Source organism: Pseudomonas sp. RtIB026, assembly GCF_016861355.2.
GTDB lineage: Bacteria > Pseudomonadota > Gammaproteobacteria > Pseudomonadales > Pseudomonadaceae > Aquipseudomonas > Aquipseudomonas peradeniyensis.
The window spans coordinates 5,465,675-5,489,831 of record NZ_AP023348.2; the positions used below are offsets into that span (position 1 = coordinate 5,465,675).

A 24,157-nucleotide genomic window follows, 5' to 3' on the forward strand; every position below is an offset into this window, starting at 1 on the left:
ACCATGTCCACTGAGAAACAGAAATACGGCGTCCATTCCGAAGCCGGCAAGCTGCGCAAAGTGATGGTCTGCAGCCCGGGCCTGGCGCACAAGCGCCTGACCCCGAGCAACTGCGACGAACTGCTGTTCGACGACGTGATCTGGGTCGACCAGGCCAAGCGCGACCACTTCGACTTCGTCACCAAGATGCGCGAGCGCGGCGTCGATGTGCTGGAGATGCACAACCTGCTGACCGACATCGTCCAGCAGCCCGACGCACTGAAGTGGATTCTCGACCGCAAGATCACCTCCGATACCGTCGGCGTCGGCCTCACCAATGAAGTGCGCAGCTGGCTCGAAGGCCTCGAGCCACGCCACCTGGCCGAATTCCTGATCGGCGGCGTGGCCGGCCAGGACCTGCCGGAAAGCGAAGGCGCCAGCGTGGTCAAGATGTACAACGACTACCTGGGCCACTCCAGCTTCATCCTGCCGCCGCTGCCCAACACCCAGTTCACCCGCGACACCACCTGCTGGATCTACGGCGGCGTGACGCTCAACCCGATGTACTGGCCGGCGCGACGCCAGGAAACCTTGCTGACCACCGCCATCTACAAGTTCCACAAGGAGTTCACCAACGCCGACTTCCAGGTCTGGTACGGCGACCCGGACAAGGACCACGGCAACGCCACCCTCGAAGGCGGCGACGTGATGCCGATCGGCAAGGGCGTCGTGCTCATCGGCATGGGCGAGCGCACCTCGCGCCAGGCCATCGGCCAACTGGCACAGAACCTGTTCGCCAAGGGCGCGGTGGAGAAAGTCATCGTCGCCGGCCTGCCGAAATCCCGCGCCGCGATGCACCTGGACACCGTGTTCAGCTTCTGCGACCGCGACCTGGTCACGGTCTTCCCGGAAGTGGTCAAGGAGATCGTGCCGTTCATCATCCGTCCGGACGAAAGCAAGCCATATGGCATGGACGTGCGCCGCGAGAACAAGTCGTTCATCGAAGTGGTCGGCGAGCACCTGGGGGTCAAGCTGCGCGTGGTCGAGACCGGCGGCAACAGCTTCGCCGCCGAACGCGAACAATGGGATGACGGCAACAACGTGGTGGCCGTGGAGCCCGGCGTGGTCATCGGCTACGACCGCAACACCTACACCAACACCCTGCTGCGCAAGGCCGGGATCGAGGTCATCACCATCAGCGCCGGCGAGCTGGGCCGGGGCCGCGGCGGCGGCCACTGCATGACCTGCCCGATCGTGCGCGACCCTATCGACTACTAACGCCCATCGAAACCGGCCGCGCCCACGAGGCAGCGGCCGGGCACCTCACCGAATCCAAGGAGAACCGTCATGGCGTTCAATATCCACAACCGCAACCTGCTCAGCCTCGAACACCACAGCACCCGCGAGCTGCGCTACCTGCTGGACCTTTCCCGCGACCTCAAGCGCGCCAAGTACACCGGCACCGAGCAGCAGCACCTGAAGGGCAACAACATCGCCCTGATCTTCGAGAAGACCTCGACCCGCACCCGCTGCGCCTTCGAAGTCGCCGCCTACGACCAGGGCGCCAACGTCACCTACATCGACCCCAACTCTTCGCAGATCGGCCACAAGGAGAGCATGAAGGACACTGCCCGCGTGCTCGGGCGCATGTACGACGCCATCGAGTACCGTGGCTTCAAGCAGGAGATCGTCGAGGAACTGGCCAAGTTCGCCGGCGTGCCGGTGTTCAACGGCCTGACCGACGAATACCACCCGACCCAGATGATCGCCGACGTGCTGACCATGCGCGAGCACAGCGACAAACCGCTGCACGACATCAGCTACGCCTACCTGGGCGACGCCCGCAACAACATGGGCAACTCGCTGCTGCTGATCGGCGCCAAACTCGGCATGGACGTGCGCATCGCCGCGCCCAAGGCCCTGTGGCCCCATGACGACCTGGTCGAGCGCTGCCACAAGTACGCCGAGGAAAGCGGCGCGCGCATCACCCTGACCGAAGACCCGAAAGCCGCGGTCAAGGGCGTGGACTTCGTCCACACCGACGTCTGGGTGTCGATGGGCGAGCCGATCGAAGCCTGGGGCGAGCGCATCAAACAGCTCAAGCCCTATCAGGTGAACAAGGAACTGATGAAGGCCACCGGCAACCCACGGACCAAGTTCATGCACTGCCTGCCGGCGTTCCACAACTCCGAGACCAAGGTCGGCAAGCAGATCGCCGAGCAGTATCCAGACCTGGCCAACGGCATCGAAGTCACCGATGACGTGTTCGAGTCGCCGGCGTGCATCGCCTTCGAGCAGGCGGAAAACCGCATGCACACGATCAAGGCGATCCTGGTGTCGACCCTGGCTGACCTCTAAGGCCATCCTCGATCCCTGTGGGAGCGGGTTCACCCGCGAAAGGGCCAGCCCAGACGACATCGCTGGCCCTGCTGACGCATTCGCGGGTAAACCCGCTCCCACAGGATCGTCACTCCCCGTTTAAAGGACATTCCCCATGCGTATCGTTGTTGCATTGGGCGGCAACGCCCTGCTGCGCCGCGGCGAACCGATGACCGCCGACAACCAGCGCGCCAATATCCGCACCGCCACCGAGCAGATCGCCAAGATCCACCCCGGCAACGAACTGGTCATCGCCCACGGCAACGGCCCGCAGGTCGGCCTGCTGTCGCTGCAGGGGCTGTCGTACAAGCCGGATGAAGCCTATCCGCTGGACGTGCTCGGCGCCGAGACCGAAGGCATGATCGGCTACATGATCGAACAGGAGCTGGGCAACCTGCTGGCCTTCGAGGTGCCGTTCGCCACCCTGCTCACCCAGGTGGAAGTGGACGCCAACGACCCGGCGTTCAAGGACCCGACCAAGTTCATCGGCCCGGTCTACGCCAAGGACGAGGCCGAACGCCTGGCCAAGGAAAAAGGCTGGGTGGTCAAGCCCGACGGCGACAAGTACCGCCGCGTGGTGGCCAGCCCGAAACCCAAGCGCATCTTCGAGATCCGCCCGATCAAGTGGCTGCTGGAGAAGAGCAGCATCGTGATCTGCGCCGGCGGCGGCGGCATCCCCACCATGTATGACGAGAACCGCAAGCTCAAGGGCATCGAGGCGGTGATCGACAAGGACCTGTGCTCGGCGCTGCTCGCCGAACAACTGGAAGCCGACCTGCTGATCATCGCCACCGACGTCGACGCGGCGTACATTGATTTCGGTAAACCGACGAAAAAAGCCATCGCCCAGGCTCATCCGGACGAGCTCGAAAAACTGGGCTTTGCCGCCGGCTCCATGGGGCCGAAGGTCCAGGCCGCCTGCGACTTTGCGCGCAACACCGGCAAGGTGGCGGTGATCAGCTCGCTGGAGAACATCGAGGACATCGTCAAGGGCACCGCCGGCACGCGGGTTTCCACCGCCAAGCCCGGTATCAGCTACCGTTGAATGCAGTTGGCGGGTGCCTGGCACCCGCCGTTTTCAACCTTCCGGAGGACTCGCCATGGCCCAGTATCAACCTGGTCACGTGCATATCGAGCGCACCGCGCTGAACACCAACGACCACAGCTACGACCTGTGCATCGACTACGAGGCCGTGTCGGACCCGAGTGAAGGCCGCGGCATCCAGTTCCGCATGCATGGCAAGATCGAAGGCAAGGCGGTGGACGAAAAGTTCTTCCTGGCCAAGGACCAGGTGCTGCCGAGCTTTCTGATGCAGTTGAGCCGCAAGGCCCAGTCGTTCCTGCCGCCACCGAAGAAGTTCGAGAACCTCGGTTCGCCGCACAAACTGTATGACTACATGTTCGAAGACATTCGCACCAAGCTGGATGTGAAATCGGGTGACCCGATCAAGCCAGAGCATCTGGAGTGATCCTCGGGGCCGCTGCGCGGCCCTTTCGCGGCACAAGGCCGCTCCTACAGGGATCGAACGCACCTGTAGGAGCGGCCTTGTGCCGCGAAAGGGCTGCGCAGCAGCCCCGGCAATAGTGGGCTAGAACGACATCGCAAGGCATACTGACGCCCATCCCGGCCAAAGCCTCGCTCATCATGCGCATCCACGTCAGCTTCATAGACCGCGTCGGCATCACCCAGGAAGTCCTGGCCCTGCTCGGTGCCCGCAACCTCAACCTCGATGCCGTGGAGATGGTCCCGCCGAACGTCTACATCGATGCCCCGACCCTGAGCCCCGCCGTGCTCGAAGAGCTGCACGACGCCCTGTTCGAGGTGCGCGGCGTACAGTCGGTGCAAGTGGTCGACATCCTCCCCGGCCAGCGCCGCCACCTGCAACTCGACGCCCTGCTCGCCGCCATGAGCGACCCGGTGCTGGCGGTGGACAGCGCAGGCAAGGTGCTGCTGGCCAACCCGGCGCTAATCGCCCTGTGCGGGCGCGAGTCAGCCGGGCGCTCGGTGGGCGAGCTGTTCGGCGATCCCGACCTGCTCCAGGCCCTGCTGGACAACAACTTCCACCTGCCCATGCGCGAGATGCAGCTCAACGGCCAGAGCCTGCTGCTCGACGCCACGCCGATCACCCACGCCGGCGGCCTGCTGACCCTGTACCCGCCCAACCGCATGGGTGAGCGCCTGTCGGCCCTGCACCACGACCATGCCGAAGGTTTCGACGCCATGCTCGGCGACTCCCCGGCCATCCGCACCCTCAAGGCCCGCGCCCTGCGCGTGGCCACCCTCGACGCACCGCTGCTGGTGCACGGCGAGACCGGTACCGGAAAGGAACTGGTGGCCCGCGCCTGCCATGCCATAAGCAGCCGCCATGCCGCACCGTTCCTGGCGCTCAACTGCGCGGCGCTGCCCGAGAGCCTGGCCGAGAGCGAACTGTTCGGCTATGCCCCCGGCGCTTTCACCGGCGCGCAACGTGGCGGCAAGCCCGGGCTGATGGAACTGGCCAACCAGGGCACGGTGTTCCTCGACGAGATCGGCGAAATGTCGCCGTACCTGCAGGCCAAACTGCTGCGTTTTCTGAGCGATGGCAGCTTCCGCCGGGTAGGCGGCGACCGCGAGGTGAAAGTGGACGTGCGCATCATCAGCGCCACCCACCGCGACCTTGAGCGCATGGTCGGCGAAGGCACTTTCCGCGAAGACCTGTTCTACCGCCTCAACGTGCTCAACCTGCAGGTCCCGCCGCTGCGCGATCGCGGCCAGGACATCCTGTCGCTGGCGCAGTTCTTCATGCAGCAGGCCTGCACCCAGATCCAGCGTCCAGCCTGCCGGCTGGCGCCTGCCACGCATCCGGCACTGCTGGCCAATCCCTGGCCGGGCAACGTGCGCCAGCTACAGAACGTGATCTTCCGCGCCGCGGCCATCTGTGAAAGCAACCTGGTGGATATCGATGACCTGGACATCGCTGGCACCTCGGTGGCACGCGGGCAGGATGGCGAGGTGGCCAGCCTGGAACAGGCGGTGGGGGATTTCGAGCGCGAACTGTTGCAGCGCCTGTATGCCAGCTACCCCTCGACCCGGCAGTTGGCCGGACGCTTGCAGACTTCGCACACGGCCATCGCCCAGCGCTTGCGCAAGTACGGAATTCCAACCCGAGGTTGACTCAGGCTACACCAACCGTATCGATTTCATTACAACGTATCGATATCGATACACATCCATTTGCATGCGCCTTTGCAAGGGTTTGATCCTGCAACGCTTTTGAATCCCTGCCCATCTGTATCGATTTCGTTCCAGATGAGTGACAGAAAACTTACAGAACATAATTAACTTATTGATTAATAAGGATTTTTATTATCTGGCCGCATTATTGCTAAGGGAATTCCAACCTTAAGAGCGCGGAGCCTACCGCGCCCAACGCCCCCTGCTTCCCGAGGAATTCCCATGAGCGAGTTGCGTTTCACCGAAGATCACGAATGGCTGCGCGTCGAAGCCGACGGCAGCGTCACCGTGGGCATCACCGCCTACGCCCAGAACGCCCTCGGCGACGTGGTCTATGTGCAACTGCCGGAACTGCAGCAGTACGACAAGGGCGCCGAAGCCTCCACCGTGGAGTCGGTCAAAGCCGCCAGCGGCGTGTACATGCCGCTGACCGGTGAAGTGGTCGCGGTCAACGATGGCCTGAACGACAGCCCCGAGCTGGTCAACGAGGACCCGCTGGGCGAAGGCTGGTTCTTCCGCTTCATCCCCGCCGACATGAGCCAAGTGGCCGCCCTGCTCGACCAGGCCGCCTACGACCGCCTGCTCAAAGCCAACGACGACGCCTGAGGTACCGCACCATGACCATCAACCTCGGCACCGCCAACGAATTCATCGCCCGTCACATCGGCCCGCGCGCCGCTGACGAGCAGGCCATGCTCACCACCCTGGGCTTCGACTCGCTGGAGGCGATGACCGCTGCGGTCATCCCCGACAGCATCAAGGGCACCAGCGTGCTCGGCAACGAAGACGGCCAAAGCGAAGCCGACGCCCTCGCCGCGCTGAAAGCCATCGCCGGCAAGAACCAGCTGTTCAAGAACTACATCGGCCAGGGCTACTACAACACCCACACCCCGGCGCCGATCCTGCGCAACCTGCTGGAAAACCCGGCCTGGTACACCGCCTACACCCCGTACCAGCCCGAGATCTCCCAAGGCCGCCTGGAAGCGCTGCTGAACTTCCAGACCCTGATCAGCGACCTCACCGGCCTGCCGATCGCCAACGCCTCCCTGCTCGACGAAGCCACCGCCGCCGCAGAAGCCATGACCTTCTGCAAGCGTCTGTCGAAGAACAAGGCCAGCCATGCCTTCTTCGCTTCCGCGCACTGCCACCCGCAGACCCTCGACGTGCTGCGCACCCGTGCCGAGCCGCTGGGCATAGAGGTGGTGGTGGGCGACGAGCGTGAACTGGGCGATGTCAGCGCCTTCTTCGGCGCTCTGCTGCAGTACCCGGCCAGCAACGGTGACGTGTTCGACTACCGCGAAGTGGTGCAGCGCTTCCACGCCGCAGGCGCCCTGGTGGCCGTGGCCGCCGACCTGCTGGCCCTGACCCTGCTCACCCCGCCGGGCGAATTCGACGCCGACGTGGCCATCGGCAGCGCCCAGCGCTTCGGTGTGCCGCTGGGCTTCGGTGGCCCGCACGCGGCCTACTTCGCCACCCGCGACGCGTTCAAGCGTGACATGCCGGGGCGCCTGGTCGGCGTATCGATCGACCGCTTCGGCAAGAGCGCCCTGCGCCTGGCCATGCAGACCCGCGAGCAGCACATCCGCCGCGAGAAGGCCACCAGCAACATCTGCACCGCCCAGGTGCTGCTGGCCAACATCGCCAGCATGTACGCCGTGTACCACGGCCCGGCCGGCCTCAAGCGCATCGCCGAGCGTACCCACGCACTGACCGCGATCCTGGCCACCGGCCTGACCAAACTGGGCGTGAAAGTGGTCACCGGCGACTTCTTCGATACCCTGACCCTGGCCACCGGCAGCGCTACCAGCGCCTTGCACGACAAGGCCCGCGCCCAGGGCATCAACCTGCGCCAGGTCGACGCCGCCCATCTGGGCCTGTCGCTGGACGAAACCAGCAGCCAGGCCGATGTCGAGGCCTTGTGGCAGCTGTTCGCCGACGGCCAGGCCACCCCGGACTTCGCCGCCCTGGCCAACACTGTCGCCGTGCGCCTGCCGGCTGGCCTGCTGCGCCAGTCGGCCATTCTCGAGCACCCGGTGTTCAACCGCTATCACAGCGAAACCGAGCTGATGCGCTACCTGCGCCGCCTGGCCGACAAGGACCTGGCGCTGGACCGCAGCATGATCCCGCTGGGCTCGTGCACCATGAAGCTCAACGCCGCCAGCGAGATGATCCCGGTGACCTGGGCCGAGTTCGGCAACCTGCACCCGTTCGCCCCGGCCGAGCAGAGCCAGGGCTACCTGCAGATGACCACCGAGCTGGAGGCCATGCTCTGCGCCGCCACCGGCTATGACGCCGTGTCGCTGCAGCCCAACGCCGGTTCCCAGGGCGAGTACGCAGGCCTCCTGGCGATCCGTGCCTACCACCGCAGCCGTGGCGACAGCCACCGCGACATCTGCCTGATCCCGTCCTCGGCCCACGGCACCAACCCCGCCACCGCGCACATGGCCGGCATGCGCGTGGTGGTCACCGCCTGCGACGCCCGCGGCAACGTCGACATCGACGACCTGCGCGCCAAGGCCATCGAGCACCGCGAGCGCCTGGCGGCGATCATGATCACCTACCCGTCGACCCACGGCGTGTTCGAGGAAGCCATCGGCGAGATCTGCGCGATCATCCACGACAATGGCGGCCAGGTGTACATCGACGGCGCCAACATGAACGCCATGGTCGGCCTGTGCGCACCGGGCAAGTTCGGCGGCGACGTCTCGCACCTGAACCTGCACAAGACCTTCTGCATCCCCCACGGCGGTGGCGGCCCGGGCGTCGGCCCGATCGGCGTCAAGTCGCACCTGGCGCCGTTCCTGCCCGGCCACGCGACGCTGGAGAACACCACGGGCGCCGTGTGCGCCGCGCCGTTCGGCAGCGCCAGCATCCTGCCGATCACCTGGATGTACATTCGAATGATGGGTGGCGCCGGCCTCAAGCGCGCCTCGCAGATGGCGATCCTCAACGCCAACTACATCGCCCGTCGCCTGGAAGAGCACTATCCTGTGCTGTACACCGGCAGCAACGGTCTGGTGGCGCATGAATGCATCCTCGACCTGCGTCCGCTCAAGGACACCAGCGGCATCAGCGTCGACGACGTGGCCAAGCGCCTGATCGACTTCGGCTTCCACGCCCCGACCATGTCCTTCCCGGTGGCCGGCACGCTGATGATCGAACCGACCGAAAGCGAGTCCAAAGAGGAACTGGACCGCTTCTGCAACGCGATGATCCAGATCCGCGAGGAGATTCGCGCCGTCGAGAACGGCAGCCTGGACAAGGACGACAACCCGCTGAAGAACGCCCCGCACACCGCGGCGGAGCTGGCCGGCGAATGGACCCACGGCTACAGCCGCGAGCAGGCGGTGTACCCGCTGCCGAGCCTGGTGGAAGGCAAGTACTGGCCGCCGGTGGGCCGGGTCGACAACGTGTTCGGCGACCGCAACCTGGTCTGCGCCTGCCCGTCGATCGAGAGCTATCAGGACGTCTGATAGCTCCAGGCCTGCCCACACCTGTGAGGCGGGCCTCGGCCCCTGTGGGAGCGGGTTTACCCGCGAATGCGATAGTGAGTTCACCGACGCATTCGCGGGTAAACCCGCTCCCACAAGGTCACCATCAACCCCAAGAGCCGGTTAGGAGATCACCATGTCCCTGAGCGTCTTCGACCTGTTCAAGATCGGCATCGGCCCCTCCAGCTCGCACACGGTCGGCCCGATGCGCGCCGCCGCGCGCTTCGCCGAAGGCCTGCGCCGTGACGGCCTGCTGGCCGGCACGGTCAGCGTCAAGGCCGAGCTGTACGGCTCGCTCGGCGCCACCGGCAAGGGCCACGGCAGCGACAAGGCCGTGTTGCTGGGCCTGGAAGGCGAACATCCCGACACCGTCGACACCGAAACCATCCCCGCCCGCCTGCAGGCGATTCGCGACAGCGGCCGCCTGCGCCTGCTCGGCGAGCACGAAATCGCCTTCGTCGAGAAGCAGCACCTGGCGATGATCCGCAAGCCGCTGGAATACCACCCCAACGGCATGATCTTTCGCGCCTTCGACGCCGCCGGCCTGCAGATCCGCAGCCGCGAGTACTACTCGGTGGGCGGCGGCTTTGTGGTCGATGAAGACGCGGCAGGCCACGACCGCATCGTCGAGGACAGCACCGTGCTGGCCTATCCGTTCAAGACCGGCAAGGAACTGCTGGCCCATTGCACCACCGAGCAGCTGTCGTTCAGCCAGGTGATGCTGGCCAACGAAGCCGCCTGGCGCCCGGAGGCCGAAACCCGCGCCGGCCTGCTGCGCATCTGGCAGGTGATGCAGGACTGCGTCGAGGCGGGTTGCAGGCATGAGGGCATCCTGCCGGGTGGCCTGAAGGTCAAGCGCCGCGCACCAGCGCTGTACCGCCAGCTCAGCCGTCATCCAGAGGCCAGCCTGCGCGATGCGCTGTCGGTACTCGACTGGGTCAACCTCTATGCCCTGGCGGTGAACGAGGAAAACGCCTACGGCGGGCGCGTGGTCACCGCGCCGACCAACGGCGCCGCCGGCATCGTTCCGGCGGTGTTGCACTACTACATGCGCTTCGTCCCTGGCGCCAACGAGGACGGCGTGGTGCGCTTCCTGCTCACCGCCGCGGCAATCGGCATCCTCTACAAGGAAAACGCCTCGATCTCCGGTGCCGAGGTCGGCTGCCAGGGCGAGGTCGGCGTGGCCTGCTCGATGGCCGCCGGCGCCCTGTGCGAAGTGATGGGCGGCAGCCCGCAGCAAGTGGAAAACGCCGCCGAGATCGGCATGGAACACAACCTGGGCCTGACCTGCGACCCCATCGGCGGGCTGGTCCAGGTGCCCTGCATCGAGCGCAACGCCATGGGCTCGGTGAAGGCGATCAACGCGGTGCGCATGGCCCTGCGCGGCGACGGGCAGCACTACGTCTCGCTCGACAAGGTCATCCGCACCATGCGCCAGACCGGCGCCGACATGAAAAGCAAATACAAGGAGACCGCCCGCGGCGGTCTGGCCGTCAACATCATCGAATGTTGACCCGAACAAAAAAACGAGGAGTCACCGATGTCCGAAACACTGCACAAGACCCCGCTGCACGCCCTGCACCTGGAACTGGGCGCGCGCATGGTGCCCTTCGCCGGCTACGACATGCCGGTACAGTACCCGCTGGGCGTGCTCAAGGAGCACCTGCACACCCGTGAGCAGGCCGGCCTGTTCGACGTCTCGCACATGGGCCAGATCATCCTGCGCGGCAGCGACGCCGCCCAGGCCCTGGAAAGCCTGGTACCGGTGGACATCATCGACCTGCCGGTGGGCATGCAGCGCTACGCCATGTTCACCAACGCCGAGGGCGGCATCCTCGACGACCTGATGGTCGCCAACCTCGGTGACGACACCCTGTTCCTGGTGGTCAACGCCGCCTGCAAGGACCAGGACCTGGCGCACCTGCGCAAGCATATCGGCAATCGCTGCGAGATCCAGCCGCTGTTCGAGGAACGCGCCCTGCTCGCCCTGCAAGGCCCGGCGGCGGTCAAGGTGCTGGAGCGCCTGGCCCCGGAAGTGGCGAAGATGACGTTCATGCAGTTCCAGCCCGTTCAACTGCTCGGCGCCGACTGCTATGTCAGCCGCTCGGGCTACACCGGTGAGGACGGTTTCGAGATTTCCGTGCCGGCCGACAAGGCCGAAGCCCTGGCCCGCCGCCTGCTGGCCGAGCCGGAGGTACAGCCAATCGGCCTGGGGGCACGCGACTCGCTGCGCCTGGAAGCTGGCCTGTGCCTGTATGGCCACGACATGAATACGGCCACCACGCCGATCGCGGCCAGCCTGCTGTGGGCGATCTCCAAGGTGCGCTGTGCCGACGGCGCACGTGCCGGTGGTTTCCCCGGCGCCGCAGCCGTATTCGCCCAGCAGCAACAAGGAGTTGCACGCAAGCGCGTAGGCCTGCTGCCGCAGGAACGCACCCCGGTGCGCGAGGGTGCCGAGATTGTCGACGGCACCGGCAAAATTGTCGGCCAGGTGTGCAGCGGTGGATTTGGTCCGACGCTCGGCGCCCCGGTGGCAATGGGGTATGTCGATAGCGAACATGCCGCACTGGATACCGCTCTGTTTGCTGTGGTCCGCGGCAAGCAAGTTGCCCTTAAGGTCAGCAAAATGCCTTTCGTGGCACAACGTTACTACCGTGGCTGAATGAGTGGTTTGGACGGGTTCGACATATTCGTTTTCGAACCTGTCCAATAACTTCTGAACATAGCGCCAGCCCAGGCGCCACGCCGTTTCCGACAAATCGTTCGGTTATCGGGAAAACCCTGATTTTCACCCCCCGCAAGGGCTTGTTTTTCGCTCGGCAGTTGGCGTAGAGTCATCGCACTGTGTTTGCATGGGTCGCAACAGTTCGTGACCTGGGCCAGTAGCCGCAATCTGCTACAACCCGTTCGACGTCTCTTACTTTCCTGCAACCCAGCCCAGTAGTCTTTCACTTACAAAAGCGTGAAAGAAACTGTCATCAAAATTCAAGTTTCATAGGAAATAAGACAATGGCTGAGCGTCAGAACGGTACCGTCAAGTGGTTCAATGACGAGAAAGGTTACGGCTTCATCACCCCTGAGAGCGGTGCTGATCTGTTTGTTCACTTCCGTGCCATCGAAGGCAACGGCTTCAAGAGCCTGAAAGAAGGCCAGAAAGTCACCTTCGAAGCCGTGCAAGGCCAGAAAGGCCTGCAGGCTGACAAAGTTCAGGTTGTCGCCTAAGCGATTACCCGAATTCAAAAAGCCCCTGCCAAGTGCAGGGGCTTTTTTTTACCCGTAGAATAGCGGCTTCGCCATTCGGAGCCGTCCTGCATGTCCAAGCCCCTGCTCTCACCCCAGGGTGACTTCCCCCCCGTCGGCCTGGGCCGCCGGCTGGCCGCGATGTTCTATGACTTCCTGCTGTGCACCGCCCTGCTGATCGTCACCGCCGGCGCCTACAAGATGATCCAGATGGCGATCATCGGCGAGGCGCGCATGCGTGAGCTGACCGAGGCCGGCGCACTGGATGGCGATCCGTTGCTTTCGACGATCCTGCTGTTCGCCCTGTTCGGCTTCTTCGCCAAATTCTGGACCCATGGCGGCCAGACCCTGGGCATGCAAGTGTGGGGCATGCGCGTGCAGAACGCCGACGGCAGCGCCATCAGCCTGTGGCAGGCGCTGCTGCGTTTCGTGGTGTCGATCGCCTCATGGCTGTGCCTGGGGCTGGGGTTCTTCTGGTCGTTGATCGACAAGCGCCAGCGCAGCTGGCACGACATCTATTCCGAGACGCAGCTGGTGCGCGTGCCCAAACGCAAGAAATAGCCCGAGCGACGACCACCCTGTAGGAGCGGCCTTGTGCCGCGAAAGGGCTGCGAAGCGGCCCCGGCAATCTGACTTGTGGCGCAGACCCTGGGGCCGCTTCGCGCCCCTTTCGCGGCACAAGGCCGCTCCTACAATAGGATGAGTTAATCCTGATCATCCCGTTACGCACAAAAAAGCCGACCCCAGGGTCGGCTTCTTTGTGCAGCTCAGGCCATCAACCCGCCCGGCGCATCAACCACAAGCCCGCCAGCGCACAGATCCCCGCTGGGATCACCACCGCCAGCAACGGCGGGAAGCCGAACACCTGGCTCGATGGCCCCAGCAGGTCCCCGGCGATGCGGAACACGAAGCCCACCAGCACGCCGGTGAACACGCGCTGCCCCAGGGTCACGGAACGCAGCGGGCCGAAGATGAACGAGATCGCCATCAATACCAGCGCCGCGGTGACCAGCGGTTGCAGGACCTTGGTCCAGAACGCCAGCCAGTAGCGCGAGTTGTTCAGTCCCTGGTCGGCCAGGTAGTGGATGTAGTCCCACAGCCCGGTGATCGACAGCGACTCCGGCGCCAGCACCACGGTGTTGAGCAGCTCCGGCGTCACCGAGACGTCCCACACCTCTTCAGGGCTCTTGACCACTTCGGTGTGGTCGCCGCGGAAGTAGGTGGTGGAGACATCGTTGAGCATCCACTTGCCTTCCACATACTGCGCCCGGCGGGCAAAGCTGGAAGTCTGGATCTTGCGCTCGGCGTCGAAGCGGTAGCGGGTCACGCCCAGCAGCAGGCCATTGGGCTGCACCGAGTTGATGTGCACGAACTCCTCGCCCTGGCGGTGCCACATGCCGCGCTTGGAGCTTTGCGCCTCGCCGCCGCCCTGGGCCAGCGATCGGTCGGCCTGGGCCTTGTTCTCGGTCACCGGGGCCACGTACTCGCCGATCAGCAGGCCGACCAGCATCAGCACCAGCATCGGCTTCATCACCGCCCAGACGATGCGCCCGATGGACACGCCGGCGGCGCGCATGATGGTCAGTTCGCTGCTGCTGGCCAGGCTGCCCAGGCCGATCAGGCAACCGATCAGGGCCGCCATCGGCAGCATGTCGTAGAGACGGCGCGGCGCGGTCAGCAGGACGAAGCTGCCAGCATCCATGAAGGTATAGGTGGCACTCAGGTCGTTCAGTTCGTCGATCAGGGCGAACAGCGAGGCCAGGCCGAGGATGATGCCCAGCACGGCAGCGATCGCCAGCAACACGCTCTTGCCGATGTAGCGGTCCAGTTTAACCACGGGCCACCTCCGCACGACGGGCGGCGCGCTTGAGGCGCATCGGTTCCCAGTACATCAGCGCCAGGCCGATCAGCAGGAACAGGCCATGGACCCACCACATACCCAGCGAGATGGGCAGCTTGCCCTTCTCCAGGGCGCTACGCACGGAAATCAGCATCGTCAGATAGGCCATGTACAAAAGGATCGCCGGCAGCAACTTGAGGAAGCGGCCCTGGCGTGGGTTGACGCGCGACAGCGGCACCGCCAGCAGCGTCACGACGAACACCAGCAGTGGCAGCGACAGGCGCCATTGCAGCTCGGCTCGCTCGCGAATGCCTTCATGCCCGAACAGTTCGGACGTCGGGATCGCTTCGCGGTCGGTGACTTCCTCGGCGACTTCCGGCTTGGGCAGCAGCACGCCATAGGTGTCGTACTTGATCGCCCGGTAGTCGGCCTGGCCCGGATTGCCGTCGTAGCGGTAGCCGTTCTCCAGCACCAGGTAGCGGTTGCCGTCGGCCTGCACTTCCTGGTGGCCCTTCTCGGCGACCAGCACCGAAGGCGCGCGGTCCTTGGTCTTGTCCTGGTTGAAGCGCTTCTCGGAGATGAACACCCCGCCGAGCTTAATGCGGTCATCGGACAGCTGCTCGGTGTAGGTCACCCGGGAGCCGTCGCGCAGGGTCTGGAAACGGCCCGGCACCAGGGTGTCGAACTCGGTCAGGGCATCCTGCTGGGCGATGATCTTCTGCACCTGGGCAACGCCCAGAGGCGCCAGGCTCAGGCTCAGCCAGGCGACCAGCAGGGCGACCAGCGCCGCCGGCACCATGGTCACGGTCAGCAAGCGCTGCTGGCTCATGCCGGTGGCCGACAGCACGGTCATCTCGCTTTCGAGATACAACCGGCCATAGGCGAGCAGGATGCCGAGGAACAGCCCCAGCGGCAGGATCAGTTGCAGGAAGCCCGGCAGGCGAAACCCCATGATCATGAACAGCACGCTTGGATCGAGCGCGCCCTGGGCCGCCTGGGCCAGGTATTTGATGAAGCGCCCGCTCATGATGATCACCAGCAGCACGGCGCTGACGGCGCTCAAGGTCACCAGGACCTCGCGGGACAGATAACGAAAGACGATCAAACCAGACACTCCTGGGTTGTCAGGGGCGGAAAGCCAAACGAACGATTCGGACAGCCAAGACCAATGCCGGTTCGCCAAGGCGAACCTCCATGTAAAAGTGCGCGCATTATCCTGTGATTGACGGCGCCTGTCACTTGGCCGCGCAGCATGGCGCATATCGGGGTTGTCATCGTGGTCGCGGCAGGCTCAAACTGGCAGCTTTTCCGCTGGCAGGCATCGCCCGCCAGCCGCGTGTTCCGAGCGCTTGCGAAAGACAGCGCCCACTGACAGACAGATCATTCGGGGACCCCAGACATGGAATTGGTTGTAAAGAGCGTAGCCGCTGTATCCGTCAAGACCGCGACCTTGGTCGTACCCGTGGGTGAAGGGCGCAAGCTTGGCGCCACGGCCAAGGCCGTCGACCAGGCCAGCGAAGGCGCAATCAGCGCGCTGCTCAAGCGTGGCGACCTGGCCGGCAAGCCAGGCCAGACCCTGCTGCTGCACAACCTGCCGGGCCTGAAGGCCGAGCGCGTGCTGCTGGTCGGCAGCGGCAAGGACGAAGCCCTCGGCGATCGCGCCTGGCGCAAGCTGGTCGCCAGCGTCGCCGGCGTGCTCAAGGGTCTGGGCGGCGGCGACGCCGTGCTGGCCCTGGACGACATCGCCGTCACCGGCCGCGACGGCCACTACGGCAAGTACCGCCTGCTGGCCGAGACCCTGCTCGACGGCAACTACGTGTTCGACCGCTACAAGAGCCAGAAGGCCGAACCCCGCGCCCTGAAGAAAGCTACCCTGCTCACCGCCAAGGCCGGCCAGGCCGAGGCCGAGCGCGCCGTGAAGCACGCCAGCGCCATCGCCACCGGCATGGCCTTCACCCGCGACCTGGGCAACCTGCCACCGAACGTCTGCCACCCAAGCTTCCTCGCCGAGCAGGCCAAGGACCTGGGCAAGGCGCACAAAGGCCTCAAGGTCGAGGTGCTGGACGAGAAAAAGATCAAGGACCTGGGCATGGGCGCGTTCTACGCCGTGGGCCAGGGCAGCGACCAGCCGCCGCGGCTGATCGTGCTCAACTACCAGGGCGCCAAGAAGAGCGAAAAACCGTTCGTGCTGGTCGGCAAGGGCATCACCTTCGACACCGGCGGCATCAGCCTCAAGCCCGGTGCCGGCATGGACGAGATGAAGTACGACATGTGCGGCGCGGCCAGCGTGTTCGGCACCCTGCGTGCCGTGCTCGAGCTGCAGCTGCCGATCAACCTGGTGTGCCTGCTGGCCTGCGCCGAGAACATGCCGAGCGGCGGCGCCACCCGTCCGGGCGACATCGTCACCACCATGAGCGGGCAGACCGTCGAGATCCTCAACACCGACGCCGAAGGCCGCCTGGTGCTGTGCGACACCCTCACCTACGCCGAGCGCTTCAAGCCGCAGGCGGTGATCGACATCGCCACCCTGACCGGCGCCTGCATCGTCGCCCTGGGCAGCCATACCTCGGGCCTGATGGGCAACGACGACGCGCTGGTCGGCCAACTGCTGGACGCCGGCAAGCGCGCCGACGACCGCGCCTGGCAGCTGCCGCTGTTCGATGAGTACCAGGAGCAACTGGACAGCCCGTTCGCCGACATCGCCAACATCGGTGGCCCGAAGGCCGGCACCATCACCGCCGGCTGCTTCCTGTCGCGCTTCGCCAAGGCCTACCACTGGGCCCACCTGGACATCGCCGGCACCGCCTGGATCAGCGGCGGCAAGGACAAGGGCGCCTCGGGCCGCCCGGTACCGCTGCTCACCCAGTACCTGCTGGACCGCGCCGGCGCCTGATGGCGCATGGCCGGTGGCGCTCACGCGCCACCGGCCGGCACTGAACGATCATGAGCAAAGTCGATTTCTACATCCTGCCCAGCGACTCACTGTCGGTGCGGCTGGATTTCGCCTGCAAGCTGTGTGAAAAGGCCTGGCGCCTCGGCCACCGGGTCTACCTGCATTGCCAGGACGAGGCGCAACGCAACGAGCTCGACCTGCGCCTGTGGCAGTTCAAGGGCGAGGCCTTCGTGCCCCACGACCACGCCGAACAGCACCCGGACGCCATTGTCGCGCTGGGTGTCGGCACTGATGCCGGCGAACACCGTGACCTGCTGATCAACCTGGGCGGCGATGTTCCCGCCTTCGTCGGCCAGTTCGAGCGGGTCGCCGAAATCGTCGTCGAGGAACCGGCCATCCGCCTGGCCGCACGCGAGCGATTCCGTTTCTACCGCGAACAGGGCTATGCTCTGCAAGATCACCGCTTACAGCGACTCTGACGACGATGGACAAGCAGCTGAACTCCCTGACCCATTCCGCCCACCTGCTCGACGATCTTGAATCGATCCGCGAGCTGCTGGGCGACGCCGACCTGCAACCGCCGCTGCTGACCGAGACGGTGGAGCAGATTCCCCTGCTGCTTGACGAACCTGCCGCCGCGCCGCCCGTCGCCGAGGCAGCGCCGGTAGCGGCCCCGGCACCTGAAGAAGATGCCCAGGCCCGCCGCCAGGACACCCTGCTGCACCTGGACGCCGAACTGCGCGCCGCCGCGCAACTGATCATGCAGGATGTGATCAACGACTTCACCCCGCATATCGAGACCGAGATCAAGCGACGCCTCGATGCGCGGCTGGAGCGGTTGCTCAAGCGTTCCGAGTGACTCTCTGGGGCCGCTTCGCGGCCCTTTCGCGACACAAGGCCGCTCCTACAGGGGAACGCGATCTCCTGTAGGAGCGGCCTTGTGCCGCGAAAGGGCTGCAAAGCAGCCCCAGCGCCTGTCGCCTCAACCCCCCACGTTGGTTATACTTCCCGGCTTTCCCGAATTAATGCCTAAGGGTCCCGCCGCGCATGGATAAGACCTACCAGCCGCACGCCATCGAAACTTCCTGGTACAACACCTGGGAGTCCGAGAACTATTTCGCTCCACAAGGTGCAGGCGAGTCCTACACCATCATGATCCCGCCGCCGAACGTGACCGGCAGCCTGCACATGGGCCACGGCTTCAACAACGCGATCATGGACGCGCTGATCCGCTTCCGCCGCATGCAGGGTCGCGACACCCTCTGGCAGCCGGGCACCGACCACGCCGGTATCGCCACCCAGATGCTGGTGGAGCGCCAGCTCGAGGCCAAGGGCCAGAATCGCCATGACCTGGGCCGCGACAAGTTCCTGGAGAAGGTCTGGGAGTGGAAGGATCAATCGGGCGGCAACATCAGCCGCCAGATCCGCCGCCTGGGCTCGTCGGTGGACTGGAGCCGCGAGCGCTTCACCATGGACGACGGCCTGTCGGAAGCGGTCAAAGAGGCTTTCGTGCGCCTGCACGAAGACGGCCTGATCTACCGCGGCAAGCGCCTGGTCAACTGGGACACCAAGCTGCACACGGCGATTTCCGACCTCGAAGTGGAGAACCACGACGAGAAGGGCCACCTGTGGAACCTGCGCTATCCGCTGGCCGACGGCGCCAAGACCGCCGAAGGCAAGGACCACCTGGTGGTCGCCACCACCCGTCCGGAAACCCTGCTCGGTGACGTCGCCGTCGCCGTCAACCCGGCCGACGAGCGCTACCAGGCACTGATCGGCAAGTTCGTCGAACTGCCGCTGGTCGGCCGTCGTATCCCGATCGTCGCCGACGACTACTGCGACCCCGAGTTCGGCACCGGCTGCGTGAAGATCACCCCGGCCCACGACTTCAACGACTACGAAGTCGGCAAGCGCCACAACCTGCCGCTGCTGAACATCTTCGACAAGAACGCCACCGTGCTGGCCGCCGTGCAGGCGTTCAACCTCGACGGCAGCGTCAACGATAGCCTCGACACCTCGCTGCCGACCCAGTACGCCGGCCTCGACCGCTTCGTCGCGCGCAAGCAGATGGTTGCCGACCTCGACGCCCAAGGCCTGCTGGTCAGCATCGACGATCACGCCCTGAAAGTCCCGAAAGGCGACCGTTCCGGCACCGTCATCGAGCCGTGGCTGACCGACCAGTGGTACGTCTCTACCAAGCCACTGGCGGAACCTGCCATCGCCGCCGTGGAAGACGGCCGCATCCAGTTCGTGCCCAAGCAGTACGAGAACATGTACTTCTCCTGGATGCGCGACATCCAGGACTGGTGCATCAGCCGCCAGCTGTGGTGGGGCCACCGCATCCCGGCCTGGTACGACGAGGCCGGCCAGGTCTATGTCGGCCGCGACGAGGCCGAAGTGCGCGCCAAGCACAACCTGGGCGCCGATGTGAAACTGCGCCAGGACGACGACGTGCTCGACACCTGGTTCAGCTCGGGCCTGTGGACCTTCTCCACCCTCGGCTGGCCGGAGCAGACCGAGTTCCTGAAGAAATTCCACTCCACCGACGTGCTGGTCACCGGCTTCGACATCATCTTCTTCTGGGTCGCCCGGATGATCATGCTGACGATGCACCTGATCAAGAACGAGGACGGCACCCCGCAGGTACCGTTCAAGACCGTCTACGTGCACGGTCTGGTCCGCGACGGCCAGGGCCAGAAGATGTCCAAGTCCAAGGGCAACGTCCTCGACCCGCTGGACATCGTCGACGGCATCACCCTCGACGCCCTGCTGGAAAAACGCACCAGCGGCATGATGCAGCCCAAGCTTGCCGAGAAGATCGCCAAGCAGACCAAGGCCGAGTTCCCCGAAGGCATCGCCAGCTACGGCACCGACGCCCTGCGCTTCACCTTCTGCTCGCTGGCCTCCACCGGTCGTGACATCAAGTTCGACATGGGCCGCGTCGAAGGCTACCGCAACTTCTGCAACAAGATCTGGAACGCCGCCCGCTACGTGCTGGACAAGGGCGAGGATTGCGGCCAGAACGGCGAGGCCTACGAGCTGTCGCTGGCCGACCGCTGGATCATCTCGCAGCTGCAGCGCACTGAAGCCGAAGTGACCCGTCAGCTCGAGCAGTTCCGCTTCGACTTGGCCAGCCAGGCCCTGTACGAGTTCATCTGGAACCAGTACTGCGACTGGTACCTGGAGCTGTCCAAGCCGGTGCTGTGGGACGAGAACGCCCCGGTCGAGCGCGCCCGCGGCACCCGTCGCACCCTGGTGCGCGTGCTGGAAGTCGCCCTGCGCCTGGCGCACCCGTTCATGCCGTTCATCACCGAAGAGATCTGGCAGCGCATCGCGCCGCTGGCCGGCATCGAAGGCAAGACCATCATGCTGCAGCCGTGGCCTGAAGCGAACGAAAGCCGCATCGACGCCGCCGCCGAAGGCGACATCGAGTGGCTCAAGGAGCTGATGGTGGGCCTGCGCAACATCCGCGCCGAGATGAACATCGGCCCGGGCAAGCCGCTGCCGCTGTTCCTGAAGAACGCCAACGCCGACGACCAGCGTCGCCTGCAGGAAAACGAAGCCCTGCTGAAGAAACTGGCCAAGGTCGAGTCGTTCACCGTGCTGGGCGAGCAGGACGAAGCGCCGCTGTCGGCCACCGCGCTGGTGGGTGATCTGCAGGTGCTGGTGCCGATGGCCGGCCTGATCGACAAGGACGCCGAACTTGCGCGCCTAAGCAAAGAGATCCAGCGTTTGCAGGGTGAAGTCCAGCGCGTCGGTGGCAAGCTGTCCAACGCCGCCTTCGTCGACAAGGCACCGCCTGCGGTGATCGAGAAGGAACGCGCCAAGCTGGCCGAGTCGGAGCAGGCCCTGGCCAACTTCACCGAGCAGCATGCGCGGATTGCTGCGCTGTAATCATCTACATCGCTGACTGACCGGCGAGGGCTTCGCCCTCGTTCGCGGCACAAGGCCGCTCCTACAGGGAATTGCATGGCTCACAGGCCTGCGCTTTCCTGTAGGAGCGGCCTTGTGCCGCGAAAGGGCCGCAAAGCGGCCCCTGGACCAGCAAGGCAACACCGGATCCGACAATGACCGAAAAACCCACCCTGCACCCACGCAACCGCCACCAGGGCCGCTACGACTTCCCCGCCCTGATCAAGGCGCACCCGGACCTGGCCCGCTTCACCATCACCAACCCCTACGGCAAGCCCAGCATCGACTTTGCCAACCCCGAGGCCGTGCGGGTGTTCAACCGCGCCCTGCTCAAGGCCCAGTACGGCATCCAGCACTGGGATATTCCGGCCGACTACCTGTGCCCGCCGATCCCCGGCCGGGCCGACTACATCCACGTGCTGGCCGACCTGCTGGCCGAGGACAATGCCGGCGAGATCCCCCGCGGCGCCCAGGTACGCGCCCTGGATATCGGCGTCGGCGCCAACTGCATCTACCCCTTGCTTGGCCACAGCGACTACCGCTGGCGCTTCACCGGCTCCGACATCGACGGTGTGGCCCTGGCCTCGGCCAAGGCCATCGTCCAGGCCAACAAGCTCGACAAGGCCATCAGCCTGCGCCAGCAAGCTCAGCCCAGGCATATCCTCAGTGGCCTGCTGCAGACCGACGAACGCTTCGACGTCACCCTGTGCAACCCGCCGTTCCATGCCTCCCGCGAGGAAGCCACCCGCGGCAGCCAGCGCAAGTGGAAGAACCTCGGCAAACAGGACCCCAAGCGCAAATTGCCGGTACTGAACTTCGGCGGGCAGAACAACGAACTGTGGTGCGAAGGCGGCGAGATCCGCTTCGTCAGCCAACTGGTCGCCGAAAGCGCCCAGTACGCGACCCAGGTACTGTGGTTCACCAGCCTGGTGTCCAAGGCCAGCAACCTGCCGGGTATCGAGGCGGCCTTGAAGAAGGCCGGGGTGAAGGCCCTGCGCATCGTCGAGATGGGCCAGGGGCAGAAGCAGAGTCGCATGGTCGCCTGGAGTTTCCAGGACGACAGCGCACGCCAGCAATGGCATGCCGCGCGCAAATCACAGGCATGAAAAAACCGCGCCCGGGCAAGCCGGGCGCGGTTTCGTCAACGCATCAACAATTACTTGTTGATCGAGTCGGTCAGCACTTTGGCTGGAACGAACTTGACGACTTTCTTGGCAGCGATTTCGATGGCGGCGCCAGTCGAAGGGTTGCGGCCGGTACGGGCAGGACGCTCGGAGACTTTCAGCTTGCCGATGCCTGGCAGGGTGATTTCGGCGCCGTTTTCCAGTTGGTCGGCAACGATCTGGCCCAGTTGCTCCAGTGCATTACGCGCGGTGGTTTTCGGCGCGTCGATAGCTTCAGCGATGTCGGCAATCAGTTGGTCTTTGGTCAGTGCCATGGTGGTGTTCCTTCCCTATCAAATCAGAGGTTGTGCAGCATGCTTGGTCGGTGGTCGGGCCAGCCCGGGACAATCCAGAGGCCGCGTCGATCGCGTATGTAGATACGCAAATCGGCGTTTGGTTCGACACCGCGCAAGCGATCTGCCAGCAATGCGCCACCCAAGGGGCGCAAGACCGCGCAAAGCTACCACAGGAATCGAGAAATATCCGCTGTCGACATTGATTTTGTGCAGGTTTTTCGGGGGTTTTCGGAAAAATCGCAAAAAAATGAGCAAAAAACGAACAACCGGCATTTGTGCCAATATCTGGCCACTGCATCACCCCTACCCTGAGGTAAACTGAGCGACTTTTGCAGCGCGGCTTTTCACCGCTCAGACCACCGAGAATTCCATGCCAATCCGTCATTGCATCGTTCACCTGATCGACAAGAAGCCCGATGGCAGCCCCGCCGTGCTCCATGCGCGCGACAGCGAACTGGTAGCCTCCGACGCCATCGAGAACCTGCTGGCCGACCTCAACGACAGCTACAACGCCAAGCAAGGCAAAGCCTGGGGCTTTTTCCACGGCGAGTCCGGCGCCTACCCGTTCAGTGGCTGGCTCAAGCAGTATCTGGATGAGGAAAAGGACTTCGCCGCCTTCAGCCGCATCGCGGTCGAGCACCTGCAGAAGCTGATGGAAGAGTCCAACCTGTCCACCGGCGGCCACGTGCTGTTCGCCCATTACCAGCAGGGCATGACCGAGTACCTGGCCATCGCCCTGCTGCACCACAGCGAAGGCGTGGCGGTGAACGCCGAACTCGACGTCACCCCGTCGCGCCACCTGGACCTGGGCCAGCTGCACCTGGCGGCGCGGGTCAACCTGTCCGAGTGGAAGAACAACCAGAACTCCAAGCAGTACATCTCGTTCATCAAGGGCAAGAACGGCAAGAAGGTTTCGGATTATTTCCGTGATTTCATCGGCTGCCAGGAAGGCGTCGACGGCCCGGGCGAGACCCGCACCCTGCTCAAGGCCTTCAGCGATTTCGTCGAGAAAGAAGACCTGCCGGAAGAGTCCGCCCGGGAGAAGACCCAGACCCTGGTCGACTACGCCACCACCCAGACCAAGCTGGGCGAGCCGGTGACGCTGGAAGAGCTCTCCAGCCTGATCGACGAGGATCGGCCCGAGGCGTTCTACGACCATATCCGCAACAGCGACTACGGGCTGTCGCCGGAGATCCCCGCCGACAAACGTACCCTCAACCAGTTCCGCCGCTTTACTGGGCGTGCCGAGGGGTTGTCGATCAGTTTCGAGGCGCATTTGCTGGGCTCGAAGGTGGAGTATGACGAAGAAGCGGGGACGCTGGTGATCAAGGGCTTGCCGACGCAACTGATCGACCAGTTGAAGCGACGCAAGGACTGAAATCGCCGGGGGTGCGTTGCGCCCCTTTCGCGGCACAAGGCCGCTCCTACAGGAATCGCGCTCCCTTTGTAGGAGCGGCCTTGTGCCGCGAAAGGGCTGCAAAGCAGCCCCAGCGATCTCGAACGGATCACCGATTCATCAGACTTTCCCCATTCCCTGTAGTCCATTTCCCAAACATACTCCCAAGCCCTTTCAAGCCATTGCGGTGGTCTGGGTTGGCCTCTAGTCTCGGGCAGTCGCTGCACATTCAGCGATCGGCTTTGACAGGCCGCTGAGAACCTTCCGCATGGATTTCGCTCTATGGCGGCTGTGCGTGGGGCACCTCGTGTGCGCCGGGTCAGGTTCTCTCACCGGTCTGTCAACCCACGTATA

General features: G+C 64.6%; 20 protein-coding genes. 17 read left to right on the forward strand and 3 right to left on the reverse strand.

Annotated features, from left to right (window positions below; all coding sequences use genetic code 11):
- Positions 1-3: 3 nt before the first annotated feature.
- From arcA to PRtIB026_RS24510, 11 genes are all read left to right on the forward strand, one after another.
- Complete coding sequence (gene arcA, locus PRtIB026_RS24460) at positions 4-1,257, forward strand: arginine deiminase (protein WP_186713869.1); 1,254 nt, start codon at positions 4-6, stop codon at positions 1,255-1,257.
- Positions 1,258-1,326: 69 nt separating this feature from the next.
- Positions 1,327-2,337: an ornithine carbamoyltransferase gene (locus PRtIB026_RS24465; RefSeq protein WP_110738301.1), complete on the forward strand. Its 1,011-nt coding sequence runs from the start codon at positions 1,327-1,329 to the stop codon at positions 2,335-2,337.
- Between the two features lie 136 nt (positions 2,338-2,473).
- On the forward strand, positions 2,474-3,403 hold the full coding sequence (gene arcC, locus PRtIB026_RS24470) for a carbamate kinase (protein ID WP_203650896.1): 930 nt from the start codon (positions 2,474-2,476) through the stop codon (positions 3,401-3,403).
- 55 nt (positions 3,404-3,458) lie between these two features.
- On the forward strand, positions 3,459-3,827 hold the full coding sequence (locus tag PRtIB026_RS24475; RefSeq protein WP_203650888.1) for a DUF5064 family protein: 369 nt from the start codon (positions 3,459-3,461) through the stop codon (positions 3,825-3,827).
- A gap of 176 nt (positions 3,828-4,003) precedes the next feature.
- Positions 4,004-5,512, forward strand: coding sequence for a sigma-54-dependent transcriptional regulator (locus PRtIB026_RS24480; protein WP_203650885.1), 1,509 nt, complete (start codon positions 4,004-4,006; stop codon positions 5,510-5,512).
- A gap of 282 nt (positions 5,513-5,794) precedes the next feature.
- Entirely contained in the window at positions 5,795-6,178 is a 384-nt protein-coding gene (gene gcvH, locus PRtIB026_RS24485) for a glycine cleavage system protein GcvH (protein WP_203650883.1), read from the forward strand.
- Positions 6,179-6,189: 11 nt separating this feature from the next.
- A complete protein-coding gene (gene gcvP, locus PRtIB026_RS24490; RefSeq protein ID WP_203650881.1) occupies positions 6,190-9,045 on the forward strand; it encodes an aminomethyl-transferring glycine dehydrogenase in 2,856 nt (951 codons plus the stop codon).
- Between the two features lie 154 nt (positions 9,046-9,199).
- On the forward strand, positions 9,200-10,576 hold the full coding sequence (locus PRtIB026_RS24495) for an L-serine ammonia-lyase (RefSeq protein ID WP_203650879.1): 1,377 nt from the start codon (positions 9,200-9,202) through the stop codon (positions 10,574-10,576).
- A gap of 27 nt (positions 10,577-10,603) precedes the next feature.
- Positions 10,604-11,725: a glycine cleavage system aminomethyltransferase GcvT gene (gene gcvT / locus PRtIB026_RS24500; protein ID WP_203650877.1), complete on the forward strand. Its 1,122-nt coding sequence runs from the start codon at positions 10,604-10,606 to the stop codon at positions 11,723-11,725.
- Between the two features lie 347 nt (positions 11,726-12,072).
- The gene (locus PRtIB026_RS24505; RefSeq protein WP_050704121.1) at positions 12,073-12,285 is read left to right on the forward strand and encodes a cold-shock protein; all 213 of its coding nucleotides are present in this window, start codon (positions 12,073-12,075) and stop codon (positions 12,283-12,285) included.
- A gap of 90 nt (positions 12,286-12,375) precedes the next feature.
- The gene (locus PRtIB026_RS24510; RefSeq protein ID WP_203650875.1) at positions 12,376-12,864 is read left to right on the forward strand and encodes an RDD family protein; all 489 of its coding nucleotides are present in this window, start codon (positions 12,376-12,378) and stop codon (positions 12,862-12,864) included.
- A gap of 214 nt (positions 12,865-13,078) precedes the next feature.
- Here PRtIB026_RS24510 and lptG read toward each other — a convergent pair whose 3' ends face one another.
- Positions 13,079-14,140 carry an LPS export ABC transporter permease LptG gene (gene lptG, locus PRtIB026_RS24515; protein WP_050704120.1) on the reverse strand — a complete coding sequence of 354 codons (1,062 nt, stop codon included), beginning with the start codon at positions 14,138-14,140 and terminating at the stop codon, positions 13,079-13,081.
- Positions 14,133-15,248 (reverse strand): LPS export ABC transporter permease LptF, encoded by a 1,116-nt coding sequence (gene lptF, locus PRtIB026_RS24520; RefSeq protein WP_203650873.1) that lies wholly within the window; start codon positions 15,246-15,248, stop codon positions 14,133-14,135. The genes lptG and lptF overlap by 8 nt, the downstream gene beginning before the upstream one ends.
- Before the next feature lie 294 nt (positions 15,249-15,542).
- Between lptF and PRtIB026_RS24525 the strand changes: the two genes are divergently transcribed.
- The 5 genes from PRtIB026_RS24525 to rlmF all read left to right on the forward strand — a co-directional run bounded on the left by PRtIB026_RS24525 (position 15,543) and on the right by rlmF (position 22,054).
- On the forward strand, positions 15,543-17,036 hold the full coding sequence (locus PRtIB026_RS24525; protein ID WP_203650871.1) for a leucyl aminopeptidase: 1,494 nt from the start codon (positions 15,543-15,545) through the stop codon (positions 17,034-17,036).
- Between the two features lie 50 nt (positions 17,037-17,086).
- Entirely contained in the window at positions 17,087-17,515 is a 429-nt protein-coding gene (locus PRtIB026_RS24530) for a DNA polymerase III subunit chi (protein WP_203650868.1), read from the forward strand.
- 5 nt (positions 17,516-17,520) lie between these two features.
- A complete protein-coding gene (locus tag PRtIB026_RS24535) occupies positions 17,521-17,895 on the forward strand; it encodes a DNA polymerase III subunit chi (RefSeq protein WP_110738287.1) in 375 nt (124 codons plus the stop codon).
- A 188-nt stretch (positions 17,896-18,083) separates the two neighbouring features.
- Positions 18,084-20,930: a valine--tRNA ligase gene (locus tag PRtIB026_RS24540; RefSeq protein WP_203650865.1), complete on the forward strand. Its 2,847-nt coding sequence runs from the start codon at positions 18,084-18,086 to the stop codon at positions 20,928-20,930.
- Positions 20,931-21,103: 173 nt separating this feature from the next.
- The gene (rlmF, locus tag PRtIB026_RS24545; protein WP_203650861.1) at positions 21,104-22,054 is read left to right on the forward strand and encodes a 23S rRNA (adenine(1618)-N(6))-methyltransferase RlmF; all 951 of its coding nucleotides are present in this window, start codon (positions 21,104-21,106) and stop codon (positions 22,052-22,054) included.
- Positions 22,055-22,104: 50 nt separating this feature from the next.
- Here rlmF and PRtIB026_RS24550 read toward each other — a convergent pair whose 3' ends face one another.
- Entirely contained in the window at positions 22,105-22,386 is a 282-nt protein-coding gene (locus PRtIB026_RS24550; protein ID WP_110738284.1) for an HU family DNA-binding protein, read from the reverse strand.
- A gap of 391 nt (positions 22,387-22,777) precedes the next feature.
- On the opposite strand from PRtIB026_RS24550, the gene yejK reads away from it, so the two are divergent.
- The gene (yejK, locus tag PRtIB026_RS24555; RefSeq protein WP_203650860.1) at positions 22,778-23,785 is read left to right on the forward strand and encodes a nucleoid-associated protein YejK; all 1,008 of its coding nucleotides are present in this window, start codon (positions 22,778-22,780) and stop codon (positions 23,783-23,785) included.
- Positions 23,786-24,157 lie beyond the last annotated feature (372 nt).

What these genes read in the sequence shown, in the direction of transcription:
- PRtIB026_RS24465 (WP_110738301.1), top strand. Translation starts at nt 1,327, where the DNA reads ATGGCGTTCAATATCCACAACCGCAACCTGCTCAGCCTCGAACACCAC.
- PRtIB026_RS24480 (WP_203650885.1), top strand. Translation starts at nt 4,004, where the DNA reads ATGCGCATCCACGTCAGCTTCATAGACCGCGTCGGCATCACCCAGGAA.
- PRtIB026_RS24505 (WP_050704121.1), top strand. Translation starts at nt 12,073, where the DNA reads ATGGCTGAGCGTCAGAACGGTACCGTCAAGTGGTTCAATGACGAGAAA.
- PRtIB026_RS24530 (WP_203650868.1), top strand. Translation starts at nt 17,087, where the DNA reads ATGAGCAAAGTCGATTTCTACATCCTGCCCAGCGACTCACTGTCGGTG.
- yejK (WP_203650860.1), top strand. Translation starts at nt 22,778, where the DNA reads ATGCCAATCCGTCATTGCATCGTTCACCTGATCGACAAGAAGCCCGAT.
- arcC (WP_203650896.1), top strand. Translation starts at nt 2,474, where the DNA reads ATGCGTATCGTTGTTGCATTGGGCGGCAACGCCCTGCTGCGCCGCGGC.
- gcvP (WP_203650881.1), top strand. Translation starts at nt 6,190, where the DNA reads ATGACCATCAACCTCGGCACCGCCAACGAATTCATCGCCCGTCACATC.
- gcvT (WP_203650877.1), top strand. Translation starts at nt 10,604, where the DNA reads ATGTCCGAAACACTGCACAAGACCCCGCTGCACGCCCTGCACCTGGAA.
- PRtIB026_RS24535 (WP_110738287.1), top strand. Translation starts at nt 17,521, where the DNA reads ATGGACAAGCAGCTGAACTCCCTGACCCATTCCGCCCACCTGCTCGAC.
- PRtIB026_RS24550 (WP_110738284.1), bottom strand. Translation starts at nt 22,386, where the DNA reads ATGGCACTGACCAAAGACCAACTGATTGCCGACATCGCTGAAGCTATC.
- gcvH (WP_203650883.1), top strand. Translation starts at nt 5,795, where the DNA reads ATGAGCGAGTTGCGTTTCACCGAAGATCACGAATGGCTGCGCGTCGAA.
- arcA (WP_186713869.1), top strand. Translation starts at nt 4, where the DNA reads ATGTCCACTGAGAAACAGAAATACGGCGTCCATTCCGAAGCCGGCAAG.
- PRtIB026_RS24475 (WP_203650888.1), top strand. Translation starts at nt 3,459, where the DNA reads ATGGCCCAGTATCAACCTGGTCACGTGCATATCGAGCGCACCGCGCTG.
- PRtIB026_RS24510 (WP_203650875.1), top strand. Translation starts at nt 12,376, where the DNA reads ATGTCCAAGCCCCTGCTCTCACCCCAGGGTGACTTCCCCCCCGTCGGC.
- PRtIB026_RS24525 (WP_203650871.1), top strand. Translation starts at nt 15,543, where the DNA reads ATGGAATTGGTTGTAAAGAGCGTAGCCGCTGTATCCGTCAAGACCGCG.
- PRtIB026_RS24540 (WP_203650865.1), top strand. Translation starts at nt 18,084, where the DNA reads ATGGATAAGACCTACCAGCCGCACGCCATCGAAACTTCCTGGTACAAC.
- rlmF (WP_203650861.1), top strand. Translation starts at nt 21,104, where the DNA reads ATGACCGAAAAACCCACCCTGCACCCACGCAACCGCCACCAGGGCCGC.
- PRtIB026_RS24495 (WP_203650879.1), top strand. Translation starts at nt 9,200, where the DNA reads ATGTCCCTGAGCGTCTTCGACCTGTTCAAGATCGGCATCGGCCCCTCC.